This window comes from Blastococcus sp. KM273128 (genome assembly GCF_021698975.1).
Lineage (GTDB): Bacteria > Actinomycetota > Actinomycetes > Mycobacteriales > Geodermatophilaceae > Blastococcus.
Genome location: NZ_SSXA01000038.1, coordinates 1 through 20,018, shown reverse-complemented (window position 1 = coordinate 20,018; position 20,018 = coordinate 1). Strand labels below are relative to the sequence as shown.

Below are 20,018 nucleotides of genomic sequence, written 5' to 3'. Positions count from 1 at the left end.
CGGTGAACGGCGCACAGGCACTGATCCGGACCCTGGTCGACGCGGGCGTCGACGTCTGCTTCGCCAACCCCGGCACGTCGGAGATGCACTTCGTCGCCGCCCTGGACGACGTCCCGGAGATGCGCGGGGTGCTGACGCTGTTCGAGGGCGTCGCCACCGGTGCCGCCGACGGCTGGGCGCGCATGACCGGCCGGCCCGCGGCGACGCTGCTGCACCTGGGCCCGGGCATGGGCAACGGGCTGGCCAACCTGCACAACGCCCGCCGCGGCCGGGCGCCGATGCTCAACGTCGTCGGCGACCACGCGCGCACGCACAAGCGGCTGGACGCGCCGCTGGAGTCCGACATCGACGCCGTCGCCGGCACCTTCTCCTCGTGGGTGCGCCGCTCGCTGTCCCCGGCCGACGTCGCCGCCGACGCCGCCGACGCCGTGGCCGCGGTCGCCACCGGCGGCATCGCCACGCTGGTCCTCCCCGCCGACGTGTCGTGGGAGGAGGGCGGCGAGGTCGCCGCCCCGCGCCCGGCCCGGCCGCGGCCGCGGGTCGCGCCGTCCGTGGTGGAGGACGTCGCCGCGGTGGTGCGCGCCGACGAGCCGGTGGTGCTCCTGCTCGGCGGCGACGTCATGGGCGAGGAGGGCCAGCTGGCCGCCGCGCAGGTCGCCGCGGGCACCGGGGTGCGGCTGATGGTGGAGACCTTCCCGGCCCGGTCCACGCGCGGTGCCGGGCTGCCCGACCTGCACCGGCTGCCCTACCCGCCGGAGATGGCGATGGCCGCGCTCGCCGGCACCCGCCACCTCGTGCTGGCCGGCGCCACGGCGCCCGTGCACTTCTTCGGCTACCCCGGCGTGCCCGGCCACCCGGTGCCCGAGGACTGCTCGGTGCACGTGCTCAGCGCGCCGGGGGAGGACGGCACCGCGGCGCTGCGGGCGCTGGCCGACCTGGTCGCGCCCGACGCCAAGCCGGAGGTCGCCGAGTTCGAGCGGCCCGAACTGCCCACCGGCCAGCTGACCCCGCGCACGATGGCCGCGGTCGTCGGCGCGCTGCTGCCGGAGGGGGCGATCGTCGTCGACGAGGCGCTCACCTCCGGGGCCGGGCTCACCGAGATGACCTCGGCCGGCCCGCGGCACGACTGGCTGGCGCTCACCGGCGGCGCCATCGGCGACGGCCTGCCGATGGCGCTGGGCGCGGCGGTGGCCTGCCCGGACCGCCCGGTGATCGGCATCCAGGCCGACGGCAGCGCGATGTACACGATCTCGGCGCTGTGGAGCTACGCCCGCGAGCAGGCCGACATCACGACGATCGTCTGCGACAACGGCTCGTACAAGATCCTCGAGCACGAGCTCTCCCGGGTCGGCGCGGCCAACGACGGCGAGCGCGCCCGCAAGCTGCTCGACCTGGGTGGCCCGCGGCTGGACTTCGTCGGGATCGCAGAGGGGATGGGCGTGCCGGCGAGCCGAGCGGGGACGGCGGAGGAGCTGGCCGAGCAGCTGCGCCAGGCGCTCGCCGAGCCCGGCCCGCACCTGATCGTCGCCACGCTGCGCTGAGGGGCCCGGGCCCGAGTACGCGGTTCACCCGGCCGTGGGGTAGACAGAGGCGCCCTAGTGACGCGCAGCACAGTGCCGACGAAGGAGTCGCATCTTGTCCCTGCACCGCAACCGGTTGGTCCCCCTCGCCCTCGCCGCAGGCGTCGGCCTCGGGGCCTTCACCGTCGGGGGCCCGGCCCTCGCCGCCCCGGAGTCGTCGAACCCGGAGTGGCAGCCGGTCCAGCAGTCCCCGAAGGAGCCCGTCTACAATCTCCGCTGGACGGTCGCCGACCCGCGGTACGACTACGTGAACGGCGGGCAGGGCGCGGAGTTCGTGCCGCTCACCGACGAGGCCGGCAACCCGATCAGCAAGGTGCTCTACGGCATCGACCGCGGCTCGGCCTACCGCATCGAGGTGCCGCTGGACTGGAACGGCGACGTCGTCTTCTGGGAGCACGGCTACCGCGGCACCGGCACCACCGTCTACGTCAGCGACCCGAGCTACGACCTGCGGCGCACCTACATCGAGAACGGCTTCGCCTGGGCGGCGTCGTCCTACGGGGAGAACCGGTACGACATCGAGGCCGGCGCGCTCGCCACCGAGCGGCTGGCGCAGGTCTTCGACGCGCGGGTGGGGAAGGCCGACCATCGCTACCTGCAGGGCGTCTCGATGGGCGGGCACGTCATCGGCACGCTGCTCGAGCGGGACCGCGGCGTGGAGTGGGACGGCGCGGCGCCGATGTGCGGCGTCATGGGCGACTACGAGCTCTACGACTTCTTCCTCGACTACAACCTGCTGGCGCAGACGCTCTCCGGCGTGGACGCCTACCCGTTCCCCTCGCAGGCGGAGTACTTCTCGCAGGCGGTGCCTCAGTTCAAGGCCGCGCTGGGCACCCCCACCACGGCGACCCCGGTGTACTCGGGGCTCACCGAGGAGGGCGAGGTCTTCCGCGACAACATCACGGCGATCACCGGCGGCGAGCGCCCCGGCGACGACGAGGCCTTCGGCTACTGGGAGGGCCAGAACTTCGTGTACGGCGTCGTGACCACCGAGCCGGGTGGGCTCGACGGCGTGCTGCCGGGCGCGGTCTGGACCAACGCCGACCAGGACTACCCGGTGGACTACGCGTTCGAGGACGGCAGCACCCTCGACCAGCGCATCGAGCGGGTGGCGCCGGCGCCGAAGACCCGGTCGACGTACCTGTCGGTGCCGGTGCCGGCGATCACCGGTGACATCGACGTCCCGGTGCTCTCCTCGCACACCCTCGGCGACTACTACGTGCCGTTCTCGATGGAGCAGTACTACGCCCGCGACGTCGCCGCCCAGGGCAACGCCGACCTGCTGGTCCAGCGGCCGATCCGCGCCGCCGGGCACTGCGAGTACACCCCGGAGGAGGCGGCCAGCCAGTTCCTCGACCTGGTGAACTGGGTGGAGAACGGCGTGAAGCCGGCCGGCGCCTCGGTGCTCGACCCCGAGGTCGTCGCCGACCCGGACTACGGGTGCGAGTTCACCACCCCGGTGCGCACCGGCACCCGCGTCTTCTACGACGAGTGCCCGACCCCGTGATGTAGCGCGCCACCGCACGACCTGAGGGCCCTCCTCCCCGCCCGGGGAGGAGGGCCCTCGGCCGTCCGGGGTGGTCGGCGCCGTCGTCCGCCCCGCCGGCGCCGTCGATCGCCGGGATGCGTCTCCCGGTGGTCATGAAGCCCGCAGAACCGCAGCGAGGCGCATGCCGGTGAGGAGGCGGCCGCCCCCGACCCCGGGTGACCGGCGTCCGGCGGGGCTGCCTAGATTGCGTGGCAGTGGACGGCGGAGGAGAACCGGGGCCCGGGCCCGCCGCACCCCGCCCGTCCCGCCGGCTGGTCACCGACCCCGTCTTCGGGCCCTACTGGGCCGGCAAGCTGCTGGCCAACGTCGGCATCTGGATCCAGAACATCGCCAGCGCCGCGCTCGTCTGGCAGCTCACCGCGTCGGCGTTCCTCGTCGGGCTGGTGAGCTTCGCGCAGTTCGTGCCGCAGCTGGTGCTGACCCCGCTGAGCGGCGCGATGGCCGACCGCGGCAGCCCGCGCCGGCAGATCCTGCTCGGCCGCACCCTGTGCACGCTGGGTGCGGCGATCCTCTCCGGCTGGGTGCTGCTGACCCCCGACGTCTCCGACGTGCCGCCGTGGGTGGTCATGGTCACCGCACTGGTGGTCGGGCTCGGGTTCTCCGTGGGCGGGCCGGCGATGCAGGCGCTGCTGCCGTCGCTGGTGCGGCCGGGCGAGGTGGCCCGGGCCGTGGCGCTGGACAACCTCACCTTCTCGGTGGGCCGGGCGGTCGGGCCGGCGGTGGGCGGCGTGGTGGCCGCGACCGCGGGCTACGGCGTCGCCTTCGGGCTCGCCGCCGTCGGCCACCTGGTGTTCCTGATCGCGGTGTTCCGGCTGCGGACGCCGGGTGCGGCCACCGCCCCCGGGCCGCGGCTGTCGGTCATCGCGGGGGTGCGGTACCTGCGCACCGACCCGGTGGTGGGCGTCCTGCTGCTCGGCGTCACCGCGGTGGGCGTCGGGGCCGACCCGGCCGTCACCCTGGGGCCCTCGCTGGCCGACGTCCTCGGCGGTGGTCCGGAGCTCGTCGGCGTGCTGGCGTCGGCGTTCGGTGCCGGTGCCTTCCTCGGCTTCTTCGCGCAGGTGGCCCTGGTCCGGTGGCTCGACCACGCGCAACTGGCGACGACGGGGCTGGTGCTGCTGGCCGGCTCGGCGGTGGGGCTCGCGGCGAGCTGGAACGTGCCCGCCGCCGTCGTCGCGTTCGTCGTCGGTGGCATCGGGCTGACGCTGGCGATGAACGGCATCACGACGCTGCTCTACGACCGGGTGCCGCGGGAGTACATCGGCCGGATCATGGCGCTCTGGCTGATGGGCTTCGTCGGCTCCCGGCCGCTGGCCGCTGCGCTGAACGGCGCGCTGGCCGACCTGCTCACGGTCGGTGCGGCGCTGGTGGTGACGGCGGTGCTGGTGCTCGGCGCGGCCGTGGTGTGCCGCCCCTCGGTGCTGCGCCGTCCCGTGCCCCCCGGGAGCTGAGCCGCGCCGGTCAGCGGGCCGGTGCGTCCCGGGTGAGGACGACCGAGGCAACGACGAGCCACAGGCCGCCGAACACGAAGCCGAGCAGCCCGGACGGTCCGACGGCGGTGAGGGCCACGAGCAGCGGCACCAGGGTCGCGGCGCTGAACCAGCTGAACCAGCGCGGGAAGCAGCCGGAGCCGAACCCGGCGACGACCACCGCGAGCACCATGACCAGCGAGGGCACGGCCGCGGTGCGCGCGCTCTCCCAGCCGGTGGTGAGCAGCACCTGCGCCGTCGCACCGTTGCCCACGTCGGCGGCGGTGGCCAGGCCGATCCCGTCGGTGGCGAAGGCGAGCCACTGGGCGGCGGCGAGCACCGCGCCCGCGGCCCCGACGACGGCCACCGGCCCCGACGCCGCGCGCAGCCGCTGCCAGAGCGGCCCGGCGAAGACGGCGGCGAGCACCGCGCCCACCGACAGCAGGGAGGCGCCCGCCCGCAGGCTGCCGACGTGCTCCTGCAGGCGGGCGGCGAGCAGGTCGGGTGCCATCGACGGGTTCAACCCCGCGCCGCCCAGGTCCCCCAGCGAGGCGCCCGCGTAGGCGGCGACGACGGAGGCCGCGCCGGCCAGCGGCACCAGCCGCCGGAGGACGCCGGTGCGCGTGCCCTGCATGGGGGCGGTGCTCGTGGTCATGCGTGCTCCGGTAAGGCTCGGCGGCTGGGTTCGCGGTCGCAGCACTGTGGTGGACGGGACGCGCACGCGCAAGGGGTCGGGGGCGCGCACGAGGGTCGATCGGCACCGGTCCCGGGGGCCGACGAACCCTGCCGCGGGGCGCTACCGCGGAGCACCATCGGGAACGGCGGTGCGGGGAGCGGGCCGACGCGGCCCGGCCACCGCCGCAGGAGGGCGGTCGCCATGTGGGTCCGTGCCGGGTCGAGGCCGCTGACGGCCCTGCTGGTCGCCCTCCTGGCTGCCGGTGGCAGCTTCCTCCCGGGTGCGGCCGCGGCGACGTGCACCCAGACCGATCCGATCGAGCGCCACTACTGCGAGCTCGGTGGGGCGACGTCCTTCCTGGGGGCACCGGTGGGCGCGCCGTTCGCCGCCGCCGGAGGGCGTGCCCAGGACTACGGCGGGGGGACGATCTCCTGGTCCCAGGCCACCGGCGCGCACGAGGTGCACGGCGCGGTGCTCGGGAAGTGGCAGGCCCTCGGCCGCGAGAGCAGCGTTCTGGGCTTCCCGCTGACCGATGAGCTGGGGACGCCGGACGGGCGGGGGCGGTTCAACGACTTCCAGCGGGGGTCGATCAGCTTCACCCCGGCGACGGGGGCGCACGAGGTGCGTGGGGCGATCTGGGGGACGTGGAACGCGCTGGGCCGGGAGTCCAGCCCACTCGGGTACCCGATCACCGACGAGCGAGGCACCCCCGACGGCATCGGCCGCTACAGCAACTTCGAGCGCGGCACGATCTACTTCACGCCGCGTACGGGCGCGCACGAGGTCCGCGGGGCGATCTGGGCCCGCTACGGGTTGCTCGGCTGGGAGCGGAGCGCCCTCGGGTACCCCATCACCGACGAGCGCGGGACCCCGGACGGGATCGGCCGGTACGGCAACTTCGAGCACGGCACCATCTACTTCACGCCGCGGACCGGCGCGCACGAGGTCCGCGGGGCGATCTGGGCCCGGTACGGCTCCCTCGGCTGGGAGCGCAGCCCGCTGGGCTACCCGATCACTGACGAGTACGCCGTTCCCGGAGGCCGGCAGAGCGACTTCGAGGGCGGCTTCATCCGGTTCGACGCGGCCACCGGCGCGACGCGGGTCGCCCTCCTCGACCCCTACGACCGGTCGGGGACGTGGGTGACCCGCTTCCGGTTCAGCCGGGAGTTCGCGGGGGAGAACCCGCCGATCGCACCGGCGGCGGTGGACGCCATGGCCGACGCGGGAGTGGACACCATCTACCTGCAGGCAGCCGCCGACGACCCGCGCTACCCGGACCTGATCAGCCCGGACCTGCTGGGCCAGTTCCTCACTCGCGCCCACGCGCGCGGCGTGCAGGTGGTCGGCTGGTACCTGCCCCACCTGACCGACGTCGAGGCGGACCTGCGCCGGCTGCGGGCCATGGTCGCCTTCCGCGCGTCGGGGCAGGCCTTCGACGCGGTCGCCGTCGACATCGAGGACCTCACGGTCGCGGACGTCGACACGCGCAACGCACGGCTGGTCGAGCTGTCCAGGCGGCTCTACGCCGAGACGCCCGGTGTGACGCTCGGGGCGATCGTGCTGCCGCCGGTGGTCACCGACGTGCTCAACACCGCCTACTGGCCGCGGTTCCCGTGGCGTGAGCTGGCGCCGTATTACCAGGTCTGGATGCCCATGGCGTACTGGAGCAACCGGACGGCGGCGTCGGGCTGGCGGGACGCCTACCGGTACACCAGCGAGAACATCGCCAGGGTGCGCAGCAACCTCGGGGAGCCGTGCGCCGCGGTCTCGATCATCGGCGGGTACGGCCTGGAGATCGGGGCCGCCGACTACGCCGCGATGGCCCGGGCGGCGGCCGACCAGGGGGCGGTGGGCGTCTCGGTATTCGACTGGACGACGACGCCCCCTTCGTCCTGGCCCCCGCTGCGCGACTACGCGGTCCGGGGCTGCTGAGGGTCGAGATCGGGGTCTTCCCCGATGTGCCGGGAGGGCCTGGTCGCGAATGCTCGGGGCATGGCAGCAGCGGTCCTCGAGCGCCCCTCCGTCGTCCCGGCGGGCATCGGCATCGAGGTCCGGCCCGTGCCGGTGGCGGCGTGGCTGCGGAGCGACCGGACGCCGGCGCAGTTCGCCCGGTTCGTGGTCGTCGGTGGCTCGTCCAACCTGGTCTACCTGGGGCTGTTCCTGCTCCTGGCCGGCCTGGGCGACCAGGCGGCCAACCTCGGGGGCGTCCTCGTCTCGACCGCCGTCGCCAACGAGCTGCACCGCCGGCTGACCTTCCGCGCCACCGACCGCGCCGGCTGGGCGACGGCCCAGTGGGCCGGCGGCGGGCTGGCGCTGGCCGGGCTGGCGGCCACGAGCCTGGCGCTGGCCGCGTCCGACCCGTGGACCGCCTCGGCCGGCCCGCTGGGGGCGGTGGCGGTGGTGTGGACGGTGACCGCCGCCGTGGGGGCCGCCCGGTTCGTGGGGCTGCGGTGGGCGGTCGGCGGCGGAGCCGTCACCGCGGGGTGCTGAGGCCGTCCCCGGTCGCGGCCGGCGCGGGGCGCCGTCCCTGCTGGACGGCGAGGACCGCCGCCACCGCGACGACGACGCCGACGACCGGCGGGATGAACCAGCCCTGCTCGTTGCTCCACCAGGCGGCGAACGCGGCGACGACGTAGGCGGCGAGGTTGCGCCACTCGACGGCGGGCAGCGTCGAGGCGCCCGGCATGCCGCCCCGCCACCGGGCGAGGAAGTCGCCGATGACGACGCCGCCCAGCGGCGGGATGAGGATGCCCAGCCAGACCAGGTACTCGATGAGGTTGTCGTAGATGCCGGTGATCGCCAGCAGCGTGCCTAGGACGACGCCGCCGATGACGAACGGCTTCTTCGACCGCGAGTTGGCGATCTCCGCGCCCGCGACGCCGAAGTTGTAGGCGGTGTTGTCGTTGGTGGTCCACAGGTTGGCGACCAGGAACACCAGACCCCAGCCGACCAGCCCCAGCTGGTAGAGGACGAGCACGAAGTCGCCCTCGCCGAAGGAGATCGCGCCGACCGCGCCGAACCCGAGCATGAGCAGCTCGCCGATGAGGAAGGCGACGACGCAGGCCCAGAAGCCGGCCGACGGCGTCTTGGCGAACCGGGTCCAGTTCGGGGCCTGGGTGCCACCGGAGGCGAAGGTGCCGACGACGATGGTGACCGCGGCGGCGATCGTCATGGTCGACGTGGGCTCGACGGCGGTCAGGCCGCTCCACCCGCCGACCTCCTCCAGCGACCGCCAGGTCACCCACCCGGCCAGGACCAGCAGCAGCGGGACGGAGACGACCGACAGGGCGTACATGCCCTTGTAGCCGTAGTAGGCGGTGACGCCCATGATCGCGCCGCCGGCCACCATGAGCGCGATCTCGGTGCCCCGGCCCGACCAGTCCAGCGCGCTCGCGGTGAGCCCGGCCAGCGTCGCGACCGTGACCCCGTACCAGCCGACCTGCGTGCCGCCGAGCAGCAGCGAGGCGAGCTTGGCGCCCGTGGTGCCGAGCGAGTAGCGGCACATCATCACCGTGGTCAGCCCGGTGCGCGCGCCGATGCCACCGATGGCGGCGACGTACACGCCGAGGACGGCGCTGCCGAGCAGGAGCACCCAGATCAGCGTGCCGACCTCGAAGGCGGCCCCGATCTGGGCGCCGGCGAGCATCGTCGGCGTGAAGAACGTGAAGCCCAGCAGCACGACCGCCAGGGAGAACAGCGACTTGCGGGCGTGCCGGGGGACCGGGTCGATGGGGTAGTCGGGATCGATCTCGCCGGCCACCGGCGCGACGTCGTCCCGACTGCTGGTGCTGCTGCTCATCTGCCGGCCTCCTGCTCGTCCTCGCCGATGTCCTCGTTCCACAGGCGCGGGTGCGCGGCGATGAACTCCGTCATCATCTGCACGCACTCGGGGTCGTCGAGGACCAGCACCTCGACGCCGTGCTCGGCCAGCCAGTCGTGGCCGCCGGTGAAGGTGCGGGACTCACCCACGACGAGGCGGGAGATGCCGAACTGGCGCACCAGCCCGCTGCAGTACCAGCAGGGGGAGAGGGTGGTGACCATCGTCGTGCCGCGGTAGGTCGCCTGGCGCCCGGCGTTGCGGAAGGCGTCGGTCTCCCCGTGCACGGAGGGGTCGTCGTCCTGCACCCGGCGGTTGTGCCCGCGGCCGAGAACCGTGCCGTCCGGCCCGATCAGCGCACCGCCGATCGGGATGCCCCCCTCGGCCAGCCCGGTCCGGGCCTCCTCGATCGCGACCGCCAGCCACTTGCGGGCGGTTTGCTCGTCCAGTGGGACCGTCATGCGTCTCCCCGTTCCGGTCGGCGTGGTGCCGAACCATGGCAGGGACGGTGCCCGACGTCCATGACCTGTGCGTTCCCGTCAGGTCACGACTGGGCATCGGCGGTCCCGCCGGAGGGGGTGTCGACGCCGGGACGGCGTCAGCTCGGGGCCCGCGGGCATCACCCGGCGATGCGCGTGCACTCCTCGCACCGACTGGAACCGGGCACGGTGACCCAGTCCTCCTGGGACCGGACGCTCACCAGGACGCCGCACAGCGACTGGTCGAGACCGTCGACGACCGGCCGCGCGACGGCATGGGTGAGGGGCCTGGCACCGGGGAGGTGGGCCGCCGAGGCGGCGTAGGAGCTCGTCGCGTGGAGTGTCGCCGTCATGCGCGAGAGCGTGCCGGAGCCATATGACGATCTGACTGCGGCCGTGCGGTGATCCCGTGATGATCTGCCGCACCGACGGCATCCCGGGCCGCCGCCGGGGGCGTCCGGTCAGCGACGGCGCCGCCGGGTGCCGAACAGCCCGCGGGTGAGCTCCCGGCCGAGCGCGGAGGCCGCCGACCGGGCGAACGATCGGAAGACCGGCGACTCCAGCACCCGGCTGAGCCCGCCCTCCTCCGACGGGGGCGCCGGGGCCGCTCGTCGGCGCGGCGTCGACCGCTCCGCGTTCTCGGGGAGCTCGGCGTCAGGGGTGGGCCGGGACGGGGAGACCCGGGCGGCGAGGCGCTCGTAGGCGGAGTCGCGGTCGACCGGCTGCCCGTACTTGGCCTGCAACGGTGAGCTTCGGACCGCCTCCGCCATCGCGGCCGGCTCGATCGGCGCCATGAGCGAGCGCGGGGCCCGGAGCATCGTCCAGGCGACCGGCGTGGGGGTGCCGCGGTCGGACAGCACGGTCACCGCCGCCTCGCCGATCCCGAGGCCGGTGAGCAGCTCCTCGAGGTCGTAGTCCGCCGTCCTCGGGAAGGTGGAGACCGTCTTCCGCAGCGCCGTCGCGTCCTCGGGGGTGAAGGTCCGCAGCGCGTGCTGCACCCGGTTGCCGAGCTGGCCGAGGACGGCGCTGGGCACGTCGGTCGGGTTCTGCGTGACGAAGAAGATCCCGACACCCTTCGAGCGGATCAGCCGCACGGTCTGCGTGACCGACTCCAGGAACGCCTTGCTCGCGTTGCTGAACAGCAGGTGCGCCTCGTCGAAGAAGAAGACCAGCTTCGGCTTGTCGACGTCGCCGACCTCGGGCAGCTCCTCGAACAGCTCGGCGAGCAGCCACATGAGGAAGGTGGAGAACAGCGCCGGCCGGTCCTGCACGGCGGCGAGCTCGACGGCGGTGACGACCCCGCGGCCGTCCTCGGCGGTGCGCATCAGGTCGGCGGGATCGAATTCAGGCTCGCCGAAGAAGACGTCCCCGCCCAGCTCGGCCAGGGCGATCAGCTTGCGCAGGATGACCCCGGCCGTCGCGGTGGAGAGCCCACCGAGGTTCTTCAGCTCCGGCTTGCCCTCGTCCGACAGCAGCCACTGGACGACCGCGCGCAGGTCCTGGAGGTCGAGCAGCGGGAGGCCCGCGCCGTCGGCGTAGTGGTAGATGAGCCCGAGCGAGCTCTCCTGGGTGGCGTTGAGGTCCAGGACCTTCGACAGCAGCAGGGGCCCGAAGTCGGTGAGCGTGCAGCGCACCGGCACACCCGTGCCGAGCCCGCCGAGCGCGAGGAACTCCACCGGGTAGGCCGTGGGCTGCCACTGGTCACCGGTCTGGGCGGCGCGCTGGGTGATCCGGTCGCCGGGCGTGCCAGCCCGGGCGAGGCCGCTGAGGTCACCCTTGATGTCGGCGACCACGACGGGCACGCCGGCCGCGGAGAGCTGCTCGGCCAGCAGTTGCAGCGTCTTGGTCTTGCCGGTGCCCGTCGCGCCGGCGATCAGCCCGTGCCGGTTGAGCATGGCGAGGGGCACCCGCACGGCCGCCCCGGGGTGCGGCCGGCCGTCGTGCATCACCGCACCGAGCTCCACCGCGGGCCCGGCGGTGGCGTACCCGGCCGCGATCCTCCCGGCCGCGTCGTCGGTGGTGGTCACGGGGGCTGCGTCGTCCTCGCTCACGGCGCGCACGCTATCCCGGAGCACCGCAGGTGCGCCGTCCGAAGCGGGTCCCCTCGAGGTCTGGCGGAGCGCCTCGGCAGCCCTGACGATGGGGACGCCACCCGCCGGGGTCGGCCACGTCCCGGGAGGTCGGATGGACGCCGCGCGACTGCGTGAACTGCAGGCACCGCTCAAGCAGCGCTACCGCGACGACCCGCCGTCGGCGTGCGCGCAGATGGAGGCGAGCGCCGAGTTCGCCGACCCGGGGATCACTGCACGGTGCAGACCTGGTCGGGGCCGGCCCGCGCCGGCCTGCACCCGGCCACCGGTGGGGACGGCTCGGACGCCTGCTCGGGCGACATGCTGCTGCAGGCGCTGCTGGCCTGCACCGGCGTGACGATGCGCAGCGTGGCGACGGCGATGGGCGTGGAGATCCGGTCGGCGTCGCTCTCGGCGCGCGCCACCATGGACGCCCGCGGCACGCTCGGCGTCTCGCGGGAGGTGCCGGTCGGGCTCGGCCCGGTCACCGTGGACGCCGAGCTGGACACCGACGCCGACGACGCGACGCTGGCGAAGCTCGCCCAGCTCACCGAGCGGTACTGCGTGGTGGCGCAGTCGCTGGCCGCACCGCCGCAGCTGGCCGTGCGTCGCGCCGGCTGACGCGTCCGGCGCACCTCGACCGCCCGCACTGTCACCCGGCTGGGTGTTCCTGGCCCCGATCGGGCCGGGGTCTGTCCACAGATCGCCTGACGTCACCCCATCGGACTGATCCGTTTCCTTACAGTCCGCTGCGATTCGACTGCTCGCGGCTCGACGGGGGATGGGCGTGCCGACTGCTCTGGACGTCGTGGACGGTGAGGTCCGCGAGCTGATCCGCCGGCGTGGGCTGGACCCGTTCACCGACCCGGGCCCGGTGCGGCTGCTGGTGCGCGACGTCGTCGCCGACTACTCCGAGCGGTCGCTGACCTCCGCGCTGCCGCCGATCGGCGACGTCGAGTCCGTGGTGCGCGACGTGCTGGACCGGGTGGCCGGGTTCGGGCCGCTGCAGCGCTACCTGGACGACCCCGAGGTCGAGGAGATCTGGGTCAACGAGCCCGGCCGGGTGTTCGTCGCCCGCCGAGGCCGGAGCGAGCTGACCACGACGATCCTGGCGCCGGGTGAGCTGGCCGACCTGGTGGAGCGGATGCTGCGCACCTCGGGTCGACGCATCGACATGTCGACCCCGTTCGTGGACGCGATGATGCCCGACGGCTCGCGGCTGCACGTGGTCATCCCCGACATGATTATGCCGCTCTCCCCTGAGCAGCATAGTTCGCGCAAACTCCCGTTCTGAGCTGCATGTATAGGCGTGAAGTGTCGTTGGTCGAGGACGGCGCGTTCTGGGTGTCTTGCGGACTTTCTGCGGACTATGTGCGGACCGAGATTGTGAGACAGTCCGCCCGTCAGCCCCGCGCCTGGTCTCGGGGGCGTGACCGCTGTGGCGCCGGGGCGGCGGCCTGGTCCACTACCGCGCAGGTCAGTCAGGAGCCCGGTGTGGGATGACTTGGGTCAGGCCTGCCTGGGCGGGACGGCGCGGAGCTGGCGTGGGTCGGCCGGCAGCGTGTTCCAGGTCTCCTCGGTGCGCACCACCGGCATCTCCCGCAGGGTGATCCGTTCCCGGAAGAGCGCGAGCGTCTCGCCCAGGCCGGTGGCCGAGGGGGCGAGGACGGCATGCAGCTCGAGCTGGTGGGCGGCGGCGGCGACGCGCTGGCAGGCGGCGTAGTCGTCGACCTCGGACCTCAGGTCGGCAGCGGAGAGTCCCACGGCGGCGACGTTGTGGGGGTTGGTGAGGTCGAGCACCGCGTCGACATCCACGGTGACGGTATAGAAGCGGCGCGGCTGCACAAGCTCGACGGGGATCCCGTAGGCCTCGACCAGGTGCCTGTAGGCCTCGGCGGTGACTGACGTCGGTGGACGGCCGAGGTAGATGACGGGAAACGTCTCTCCCCAGCGTCCCTGGTCGCCGCCGGCGAAGGCGTCGCGGTTGACCGCCGCGTGTCGGTAGAAGGTGCCGTGCACGCTGATCGGTGGCACGGCCGCGACGCGTTCGGCGATGGAGCGCTGCACGCCTTACCGAACCTTCGGCCCGCCGGCGAGGCGCTGCACCAGTCGCAGCACGGTCTCGAAGTCGCCTGCCTTCAGTACGTCGATCGGGCGGCGGTCGCCTAGGGCGCGTTGTCGGGCGTGCAGCCAGATGTCGATGCCTTCGGGCTTGTAGACGTCGGAGAGCTCTGCGATGACGTACTGCAGCTCCAGCAGCCGGTCGCGCTTGGTGCCCTCGGGCCGCGCGGCGCCGGCGGCCCATTTCTGCACTGCGCGCTCTCCGGCGCCGACGATCTCCCCGATCTCGGCGAGGGTGAGCGCGCGGCGCGTGTCGGCCACGACATGGCGGTAGACGGGGGAGTCTCCGGCCGGGTCGTGCGACGCAGGCTGGGACGCCGCCGCCGCGGCGGTGCGGGTCGGGCTCATCTGACTGGTCTCCTTCTGAGGCAGCGCCGATCGGTCCGTTCGGCCTGCGAGGTAGACGCTATACATCCTCACCGTTCGCCGCTAGGTACATCGTCAAGTTCGTGCTAACGTTCACCCCGCAAGCGTCACAGTTCGGTAACTCTGTGGTAGGAGACTCACCGATGGATCTGTTGATCAGGGCCGGTCGCGGTGACCACCTGCTCGTCAAGGATCTGTGCGCCCCGGCCGCCAGCGGACTGTGGCCCCTGCGGGAGCTGCCGCTCACCGGGGTGGTTGCCGATGCGCAGGTGGCGATGGAGCGGCCGGGCCTCCGGGAGACTGCGGATGCAGCCGGGGTGCCGTTCTTGGTCGACCCGCTCACCCCGCTGCTGGCCGATCAGCAGTCGCCGAGCAATGGCTGGGCGCGACTGCCGTACGCCACCGCAGACAAGCTGACCCCGGCAGACCTCGGCCACCACGAACTGCAGGACGAACTGGTCGACCAGGTAATCGGCTTCCAGCGCGAGCAGGGCGCTACGGTGCTCATTCCGCCCTACGTCTACGTCGACCGGCGAAACAGCGCCTGGCTGGAGGTCAACCGCAGCCTGTTGATCCGGACCGCCCGCTATCTGGAGCGCGAAGACATCGACCTGCCCGTCGCGCCGGTCTTCGCCGCGTCCCTGCACCAGTTCGGCCCCCAGTCCACCTGGCCGGCCGGGCTGGACCCGTTCCTCGCTACCGCTGATGAGATGAACACCCGCTACGTGGCGCTGTCGATGTCCTGGTCCAAGCAGCGGACCGCCAGCTACGACGCCATCGCCACGCTGATGACCGCCACCCAGCACGCCGCCGCCGGACGGCGGGTGCTGTCCTGGCGCCAAGGCCTCTACGGTGCAGCCCTTACCGGCGTGGGAGCCGCCGGCTACGAGACCGGTCCCGGGCACGGCGAGGCCGGCCACTTTCCCCAGTTGCTGGCCCGCAGGCGTCCCAGCGACAAGCCCCGCACGGGCGGCGGCGAGGCCAACGTGTACTTCACCGCCTTCGGCCGCAGCCTCGACCGCAGCCATGGCCAGAAGCTGCTCGAGAACCGGCTGCTACGGGCCACGCTGGTCTGCCCGGAGAGCTCCTGCTGCCCGGACGGCGCCAGCAGCATGATAAACAGCTGGCGCGAGCACGCCGTGCGCGCACGCCACCGCGAACTGTCCGAGATCGACCGCATGCCCGCCTCGCCCAGCTGGCGACTCAACAAGATCTCCCGGGATGCCGAGCAAGCCGCACTGTCCACCCGAGCGGGGAACGACGTCCTCGCCGAGGCGGGAATCGGCTGGCGGCTGCCCACCGACACCTACCGGCATCTCTCGGACGTGGCCGCCGACATCCGCGCCAACCTCGGCCGGCGAGTGGCGTGACCAGGACGGGCGGTCACCGTCGACTCCGGCGCCGGGCAGGGTGAGCGCGTACTCGTAGCGGCCGTCCGGGGCGAGCAGCCGGCCGCACCGTGGTGGCCGGGACTGGGTGGGCGCCAGGGCGCTTAGCAGGCGCTGGACAGCGGCGAGGGCGACCCGGTTGGCCAGTGGCGCCGGCAATCGCAGCGGCTCGGTCTCGGTGCCCGGATCCTGCTGGTCGTCGTCCTCCCACGTGCCCAGGCGCAGCAGGATCTCTTCCAGGGCGCGCAGCGGGGCCAGCGGCTCGCCGTCGAGGTCGACGACGAGCGGGATGCGCCGCCCTTGACGGGATTTGCTCGTTCGGTCCGGGCTGGCCGGTCGGCTGCTCAGCCACGGGGGGACCACCGCTCGGCCGCCGACCGGCCGGTCAGGCCGGTGACCCGGCCGATGTCGGCCCACGAGGCCCCGGCCGCGACGGCGGCGCGCACCGCCTCGTCCAGCGCGCGGGCGGCGGCGGCCTGCCCGGCGGCGGCCGCCTCGACGTCCTCGAGGGCTTGCCATCCGGCGATGTGCCGGCGCCACTCGGCGATGACCTGCGTCTCGTCGGCGGCCTCCAGGTCGGCCCACGGACCGGCAACGACCAGCTGCCGCGCCGCCGGGTCGGCCAGCTCCCATGCGGTCACGCGGGCCCAGGGGATGCCGCGCCAGCCACAGGTGCAGCCGGCGACCCAGCCGACCACCTCCGCGTCCGGACGCCACTGGTCGGCCTCCTCGATCACCTCGCAGTGCACCGGGTCGCCGGCGTCGGCGGGCATGATCCCGTCATCGCCGATGACCGTGCCGTCGGACCAGACGCCCTCGGCGGTGGCACCGTTGCGGTAGGTCAGCCGGACCCGGTCGCCGTCGCAGGGCCCGTCGTCGGGCCGGCGGGCGATCAGCACCCCGCGGGCGCTGGTGGTGCCGGCGCCTTGCGCGCCGTCGGCGAACAGCGGCACCACCCAGCCCTCGTGCTCCTGGCCGCCCACGACCGGGCCCATCCATCCCATCGCTGCTCCTCTCGGTGATGCGAGCGTCGCCGTTCCGGCGCCGCCGGAGCCTGTCCCGGCCGGCTTCTGTGCACGGCCGTCGTCGTCCACAGACAGGGCTGGCCACACGGCCGCACCGTCTGCCGGGAGTCCGACGCGGCTTCGCGCCCCGCCCAGCCGCCCTCCGCCGGGCGCGGGGCTATCGGCGGGGGGACTGGTCAGCTTGTGCGTCGATCCAGGCGCGCAGGTCGACGCGGCGGTAGAGGACGCGCCGGCCGAGCCGGAAGCTGTTCGGGCCGGTGCCGAGGTGTCGCCAGTACCGGAGAGTGGCCACCGGCGCGCGCAGCACGTCGGCGGCCTCGGTGATGGTCAGCAGCTCCGGCTCGTGGCCGGCGGTGGGGTCGGGCATGGCTGGCTCCCCGGAAGTCGTCGGTGGCGGTGCCTTCACCACAGAAGGCGCCATTTCGGGCCCGCTGGTGACACCTCACAGCCAGCCTTTTCTGACGGGCTCCGGTTCTTCCCCTGTACGGCCACCGGTGGGGGGCACCTGCTAGCGACGGAGACCGGCCGGTGGACAGCCTCCCGGTACTACGGCCGGGTTCGGCCCCGTCTCGATCAGGGGGTCTCCCCGGACCGCCTCCTGTTCGTCTCCGGTTGATCCCCGGTTGTCGCTCCGCGGCCCTGTCCCTGACCGGCCTGCGCCGCCCGCGCTTGGGAACCACGTTCTGCGGATGGCCTTCCTCCGGTTCTCCTCCTGTTGTCCTGCAGCCAGCCGGTGCAGGCCCGGGCATCGGGACGCTCCCGCGCAACCGGTCCCTGTGGACGATGGCTCCTGTCCACAACATCGGGACCGACACCATTGGGCGGGCGCTGGCCTGGCCACGCTCGACTCATGGCGCACGACACCGCACCCGGGGCCCGGCGGGACGGCAGTGCCCGTGGCCGGTCCCTCTGGTCTCTCCGCGACGTGTCGGGTGATGGGGCTCGCTGACCGGTGGGCGCGCCGTCGCCGTCGTCGCGCCGGGGCCGGTGGGGTGGGCCAGGAGCACACATCGGGCCACGCTGCGCGCGGCGCCGGCTGCGCCGTCGTCACCGTCCGCCTGCGGCGGGCTGTCCTTGCTGGTCCCCCGACCCGTCCGGCAGCTCAGCGTAAGGGCCTCCCGCGCCGTCTCCTCCCGACCGGACCAAGATCCTTCCGCCCTTCGGGCGCTGCGCTGCGGAAGCAGTCTTGGTCCGGTCGTCCCCCGCCGTCGCTCCCGGCCCCTGAGCAGAGCTCTGTGCCGGACGGGCCGGGGGAATGGGTGGCAGGACACCTGTTCCGCAGTCCCTTCCGTACCGGCTTCGGCTCCAGTTCCGGGAGGGTCCAGATGACCAGCACCAACAGCACAACCAGTAGCAGCCGCACCGGCAAGGACGAGCGGGGTAGGCGCGCCCGCCTCAGCGAGCCGCAACGGGAAGCCGCCGACGCCGCGCGCGCAGCGAAGATCGCCGCCCTGCACGACCAGATCGGCGAGCAGGTCGAGCAGCTGACCGCCGATCCGCAGTGGCGGGCGATGCTCGATGCCGCCGCGAAGTTCCACACCTACAGCCTCAACAACCAGATGCTGATCGAGCTGCAGGCCGCGCGGCTGGGCATCAGCCCGACCCGGGTTGCCGGGTTCGGCACCTGGAAGGCGCTGGGCCGCAGCGTGGTCAAGGGGTCCACCGGGCTCGCGGTCCTGGCGCCGTGCACCTACACCCCCAAGAACACCGACCCCGGCCAGGCGGCACCCGCCGCCGCGACGGCGACGGGCACGGCGAGGGAGCCGGCCGGCGGGGACGCCGACCAGCGTGCCGGGGCGCGGGTGCTGCGCGGGTTCCGGGTCGCGCACGTCTTCGACATCTCCCAGACCGACGGCGACCCGCTGCCCGACATCGTCCCCGAGCTGCTCACCGGTGACGCCCCCGCCGCCCTGTGGGACGCGCTGGCCACCCAGGTCGCCGGCCACGGCTACACGCTCGTCCGCGAGGCCTGCGAGCAGGCCAACGGCCTCACCGACCCGGCCGCCCGCACCGTCCGCGTGCGCCCGGACGTCCCCGAGGCGCAGGCGGTCAAGACCCTCGCTCACGAACTGGCGCACATCGAGTGCGGGCACACCGCCGACGACTTCGACTACCGGGGGTGCCGCGGGCGGGCCGAGGCCGAAGCCGGGTCGATCGCCTACATCGTCACCGCCTGGGCCGGGCTGGACGCCGGCGCCTACACCGTCCCCTACGTCGCCGCCTGGTCAGCCGGGGACACCGACATCGTCCGCGCCGCCGCCGCGACGGTGACCGCCGCCGCCCGCCGCATCCTCGACCACCTCGACGGCGCCGAGAGCACCGAGAACGCCGCACGGGGGACGGGGACGCGGCCCCGCCAGCCGGACCGGCCGGGCCGACCGCCGGTGCCCGCGTCTCTTGCCACCACCTGAGCGGGGAGAGCGCGACATGGCCGCCACCAGCACCCCACCGAGAGCACCGCCACCCCACAGAAACATCGAAGGAGAACCCACGATGACCACGACAGTTGCCGCCCTGACCACCGGCCGGGAGAGTAAAGGTGGCCAAGTCGACAGGGCTGGCCCGGAAGCGGGTCGCCAAGGCAGCCGTGGTCCCCCGGCTGGACGGCGACCCGCCGCAGTCGCCGTTGCCGGGCCGCCCCTGGACCAGGCCGCCGCCGCCCTCGTCGCGGCAGCGGCGGAGGGGCCGGGCGGTTCCCCCCATGCCCTGACCCGCGCCAAGCAGGCGAGGCAGGAAGCGGAGAAGGCCGCCGCGCTCCTTGCTGAGCTGACCGCTGCCGTTGACCCGATGACTAGGTCGACGCCCTGCCGAAGGGCCCATGCGGCCGCCGCGGCGGGGAGCCACGTTCGCCGCAGGGCCTCGGTAGCCTGCGTGGCGGGTCAGCGGGGAACATGCTCCCCGACGCCCTCGGACGGCGACGGCGCAGGCTGGCCGCTCGCCGCTAGCCCGGTGACCGGGTCGAGCAGAACCAACCCTCGGGTGCCCGTCCGGCCCGCGGCGCGGGGGCCGCAGACGACGACCTCGGCGCCGGCCCGTCGCGCGGCTCGCAGTGCCGCGGTGAGGGCCGGCGTCCGGGCACGGACTGGGCGGTAGGTGACCACGTGCGCGGGCGCCGGCCGCCCGCCGAGGGCGGGGGTGATCCGGCCGAGCACCGCTGCCGCATCGCGCTCGCGGCGCCGGCGTGCGACCTCGTGCAGCGCTGGGTCCAGAGACAGCCCGGTACCAGGCAGAGGGACGAGGAGCAGAAGGGGCCGGTCCCAGTCGCGCGCCAGGCGGACGGCGTGTCGAACGGCGCGTACCGCCTCCAGATCGTCGGTGACGACCGCGGCCACCGGCCCCGGGATGGCCCGTGTCACCTCCGCCGCCTGGCGTCCGGCTCGCGCTCGGTGTCCGCCGTCGCCTGCCGCTGCGACGCACGACCCCAGACCGGCTGGAGCGCGGCGATCTCCTCGTCGGTCGCGACGCGGAACGGGGGCGTGACC

At 73.8% G+C, this 20,018-nt stretch carries 19 protein-coding genes; 9 read left to right on the top strand and 10 right to left on the bottom strand.

Annotation, left to right across the window (positions count from 1 at the left end):
- The first annotated feature begins 2 nt into the window (after positions 1-2).
- The 3 genes from E9529_RS12405 to E9529_RS12395 all read left to right on the top strand — a co-directional run bounded on the left by E9529_RS12405 (position 3) and on the right by E9529_RS12395 (position 4,577).
- Positions 3-1,541, top strand: coding sequence for an acetolactate synthase large subunit (locus tag E9529_RS12405; RefSeq protein ID WP_236831450.1), 1,539 nt, complete (start codon positions 3-5; stop codon positions 1,539-1,541).
- Between the two features lie 94 nt (positions 1,542-1,635).
- Complete coding sequence (locus tag E9529_RS12400) at positions 1,636-3,087, top strand: esterase (RefSeq protein WP_236831449.1); 1,452 nt, start codon at positions 1,636-1,638, stop codon at positions 3,085-3,087.
- A 236-nt stretch (positions 3,088-3,323) separates the two neighbouring features.
- Complete coding sequence (locus E9529_RS12395) at positions 3,324-4,577, top strand: MFS transporter (RefSeq protein WP_236831448.1); 1,254 nt, start codon at positions 3,324-3,326, stop codon at positions 4,575-4,577.
- 10 nt (positions 4,578-4,587) lie between these two features.
- On the opposite strand, the gene E9529_RS12390 is transcribed toward E9529_RS12395, so the two are convergent.
- On the bottom strand, positions 4,588-5,250 hold the full coding sequence (locus E9529_RS12390; RefSeq protein WP_236831447.1) for a hypothetical protein: 663 nt from the start codon (positions 5,248-5,250) through the stop codon (positions 4,588-4,590).
- 222 nt (positions 5,251-5,472) lie between these two features.
- Between E9529_RS12390 and E9529_RS12385 the strand changes: the two genes are divergently transcribed.
- Both E9529_RS12385 and E9529_RS12380 read left to right on the top strand, forming a co-directional pair.
- On the top strand, positions 5,473-7,203 hold the full coding sequence (locus E9529_RS12385; protein WP_236831446.1) for an LGFP repeat-containing protein: 1,731 nt from the start codon (positions 5,473-5,475) through the stop codon (positions 7,201-7,203).
- A 60-nt stretch (positions 7,204-7,263) separates the two neighbouring features.
- A complete protein-coding gene (locus E9529_RS12380; RefSeq protein ID WP_236831445.1) occupies positions 7,264-7,761 on the top strand; it encodes a GtrA family protein in 498 nt (165 codons plus the stop codon).
- On the opposite strand, the gene codB is transcribed toward E9529_RS12380, so the two are convergent.
- The 4 genes from codB to E9529_RS12360 form a co-directional block, all read right to left on the bottom strand.
- Positions 7,745-9,070 carry a cytosine permease gene (gene codB, locus E9529_RS12375; protein WP_236831444.1) on the bottom strand — a complete coding sequence of 442 codons (1,326 nt, stop codon included), beginning with the start codon at positions 9,068-9,070 and terminating at the stop codon, positions 7,745-7,747. The genes E9529_RS12380 and codB overlap by 17 nt on opposite strands.
- On the bottom strand, positions 9,067-9,549 hold the full coding sequence (locus tag E9529_RS12370) for a nucleoside deaminase (RefSeq protein WP_236831443.1): 483 nt from the start codon (positions 9,547-9,549) through the stop codon (positions 9,067-9,069). The genes codB and E9529_RS12370 overlap by 4 nt, the downstream gene beginning before the upstream one ends.
- A gap of 158 nt (positions 9,550-9,707) precedes the next feature.
- On the bottom strand, positions 9,708-9,920 hold the full coding sequence (locus E9529_RS12365) for a hypothetical protein (protein ID WP_236831442.1): 213 nt from the start codon (positions 9,918-9,920) through the stop codon (positions 9,708-9,710).
- A gap of 108 nt (positions 9,921-10,028) precedes the next feature.
- Complete coding sequence (locus E9529_RS12360; protein ID WP_236831441.1) at positions 10,029-11,618, bottom strand: helicase HerA-like domain-containing protein; 1,590 nt, start codon at positions 11,616-11,618, stop codon at positions 10,029-10,031.
- 258 nt (positions 11,619-11,876) lie between these two features.
- On the opposite strand from E9529_RS12360, the gene E9529_RS12355 reads away from it, so the two are divergent.
- The gene (locus tag E9529_RS12355) at positions 11,877-12,257 is read left to right on the top strand and encodes an OsmC family protein (RefSeq protein WP_236831440.1); all 381 of its coding nucleotides are present in this window, start codon (positions 11,877-11,879) and stop codon (positions 12,255-12,257) included.
- 166 nt (positions 12,258-12,423) lie between these two features.
- Positions 12,424-12,930 carry a hypothetical protein gene (locus tag E9529_RS12350; protein ID WP_236831439.1) on the top strand — a complete coding sequence of 169 codons (507 nt, stop codon included), beginning with the start codon at positions 12,424-12,426 and terminating at the stop codon, positions 12,928-12,930.
- 215 nt (positions 12,931-13,145) lie between these two features.
- On the opposite strand, the gene E9529_RS12345 is transcribed toward E9529_RS12350, so the two are convergent.
- Positions 13,146-13,703, bottom strand: coding sequence for an RES domain-containing protein (locus E9529_RS12345; protein WP_113810717.1), 558 nt, complete (start codon positions 13,701-13,703; stop codon positions 13,146-13,148).
- 3 nt (positions 13,704-13,706) lie between these two features.
- The gene (locus tag E9529_RS12340) at positions 13,707-14,105 is read right to left on the bottom strand and encodes an antitoxin Xre/MbcA/ParS toxin-binding domain-containing protein (protein WP_236831438.1); all 399 of its coding nucleotides are present in this window, start codon (positions 14,103-14,105) and stop codon (positions 13,707-13,709) included.
- Between the two features lie 161 nt (positions 14,106-14,266).
- On the opposite strand from E9529_RS12340, the gene E9529_RS12335 reads away from it, so the two are divergent.
- Entirely contained in the window at positions 14,267-15,493 is a 1,227-nt protein-coding gene (locus tag E9529_RS12335; RefSeq protein WP_142023914.1) for a hypothetical protein, read from the top strand.
- Positions 15,494-15,855: 362 nt separating this feature from the next.
- On the opposite strand, the gene E9529_RS12330 is transcribed toward E9529_RS12335, so the two are convergent.
- Together E9529_RS12330 and E9529_RS12325 are read right to left on the bottom strand one after the other, a co-directional pair.
- Positions 15,856-16,515: a hypothetical protein gene (locus E9529_RS12330; RefSeq protein WP_113810714.1), complete on the bottom strand. Its 660-nt coding sequence runs from the start codon at positions 16,513-16,515 to the stop codon at positions 15,856-15,858.
- Between the two features lie 178 nt (positions 16,516-16,693).
- Positions 16,694-16,903: an AlpA family transcriptional regulator gene (locus E9529_RS12325; protein WP_113810713.1), complete on the bottom strand. Its 210-nt coding sequence runs from the start codon at positions 16,901-16,903 to the stop codon at positions 16,694-16,696.
- A 958-nt stretch (positions 16,904-17,861) separates the two neighbouring features.
- Between E9529_RS12325 and E9529_RS12320 the strand changes: the two genes are divergently transcribed.
- On the top strand, positions 17,862-18,947 hold the full coding sequence (locus E9529_RS12320) for an ArdC-like ssDNA-binding domain-containing protein (RefSeq protein WP_236831437.1): 1,086 nt from the start codon (positions 17,862-17,864) through the stop codon (positions 18,945-18,947).
- A 468-nt stretch (positions 18,948-19,415) separates the two neighbouring features.
- Here the strand turns inward: E9529_RS12320 and E9529_RS12315 are convergent, their stop codons facing one another.
- The gene (locus E9529_RS12315) at positions 19,416-19,868 is read right to left on the bottom strand and encodes a universal stress protein (RefSeq protein ID WP_158544484.1); all 453 of its coding nucleotides are present in this window, start codon (positions 19,866-19,868) and stop codon (positions 19,416-19,418) included.
- Between the last annotated feature and the right edge of the window lie 150 nt (positions 19,869-20,018).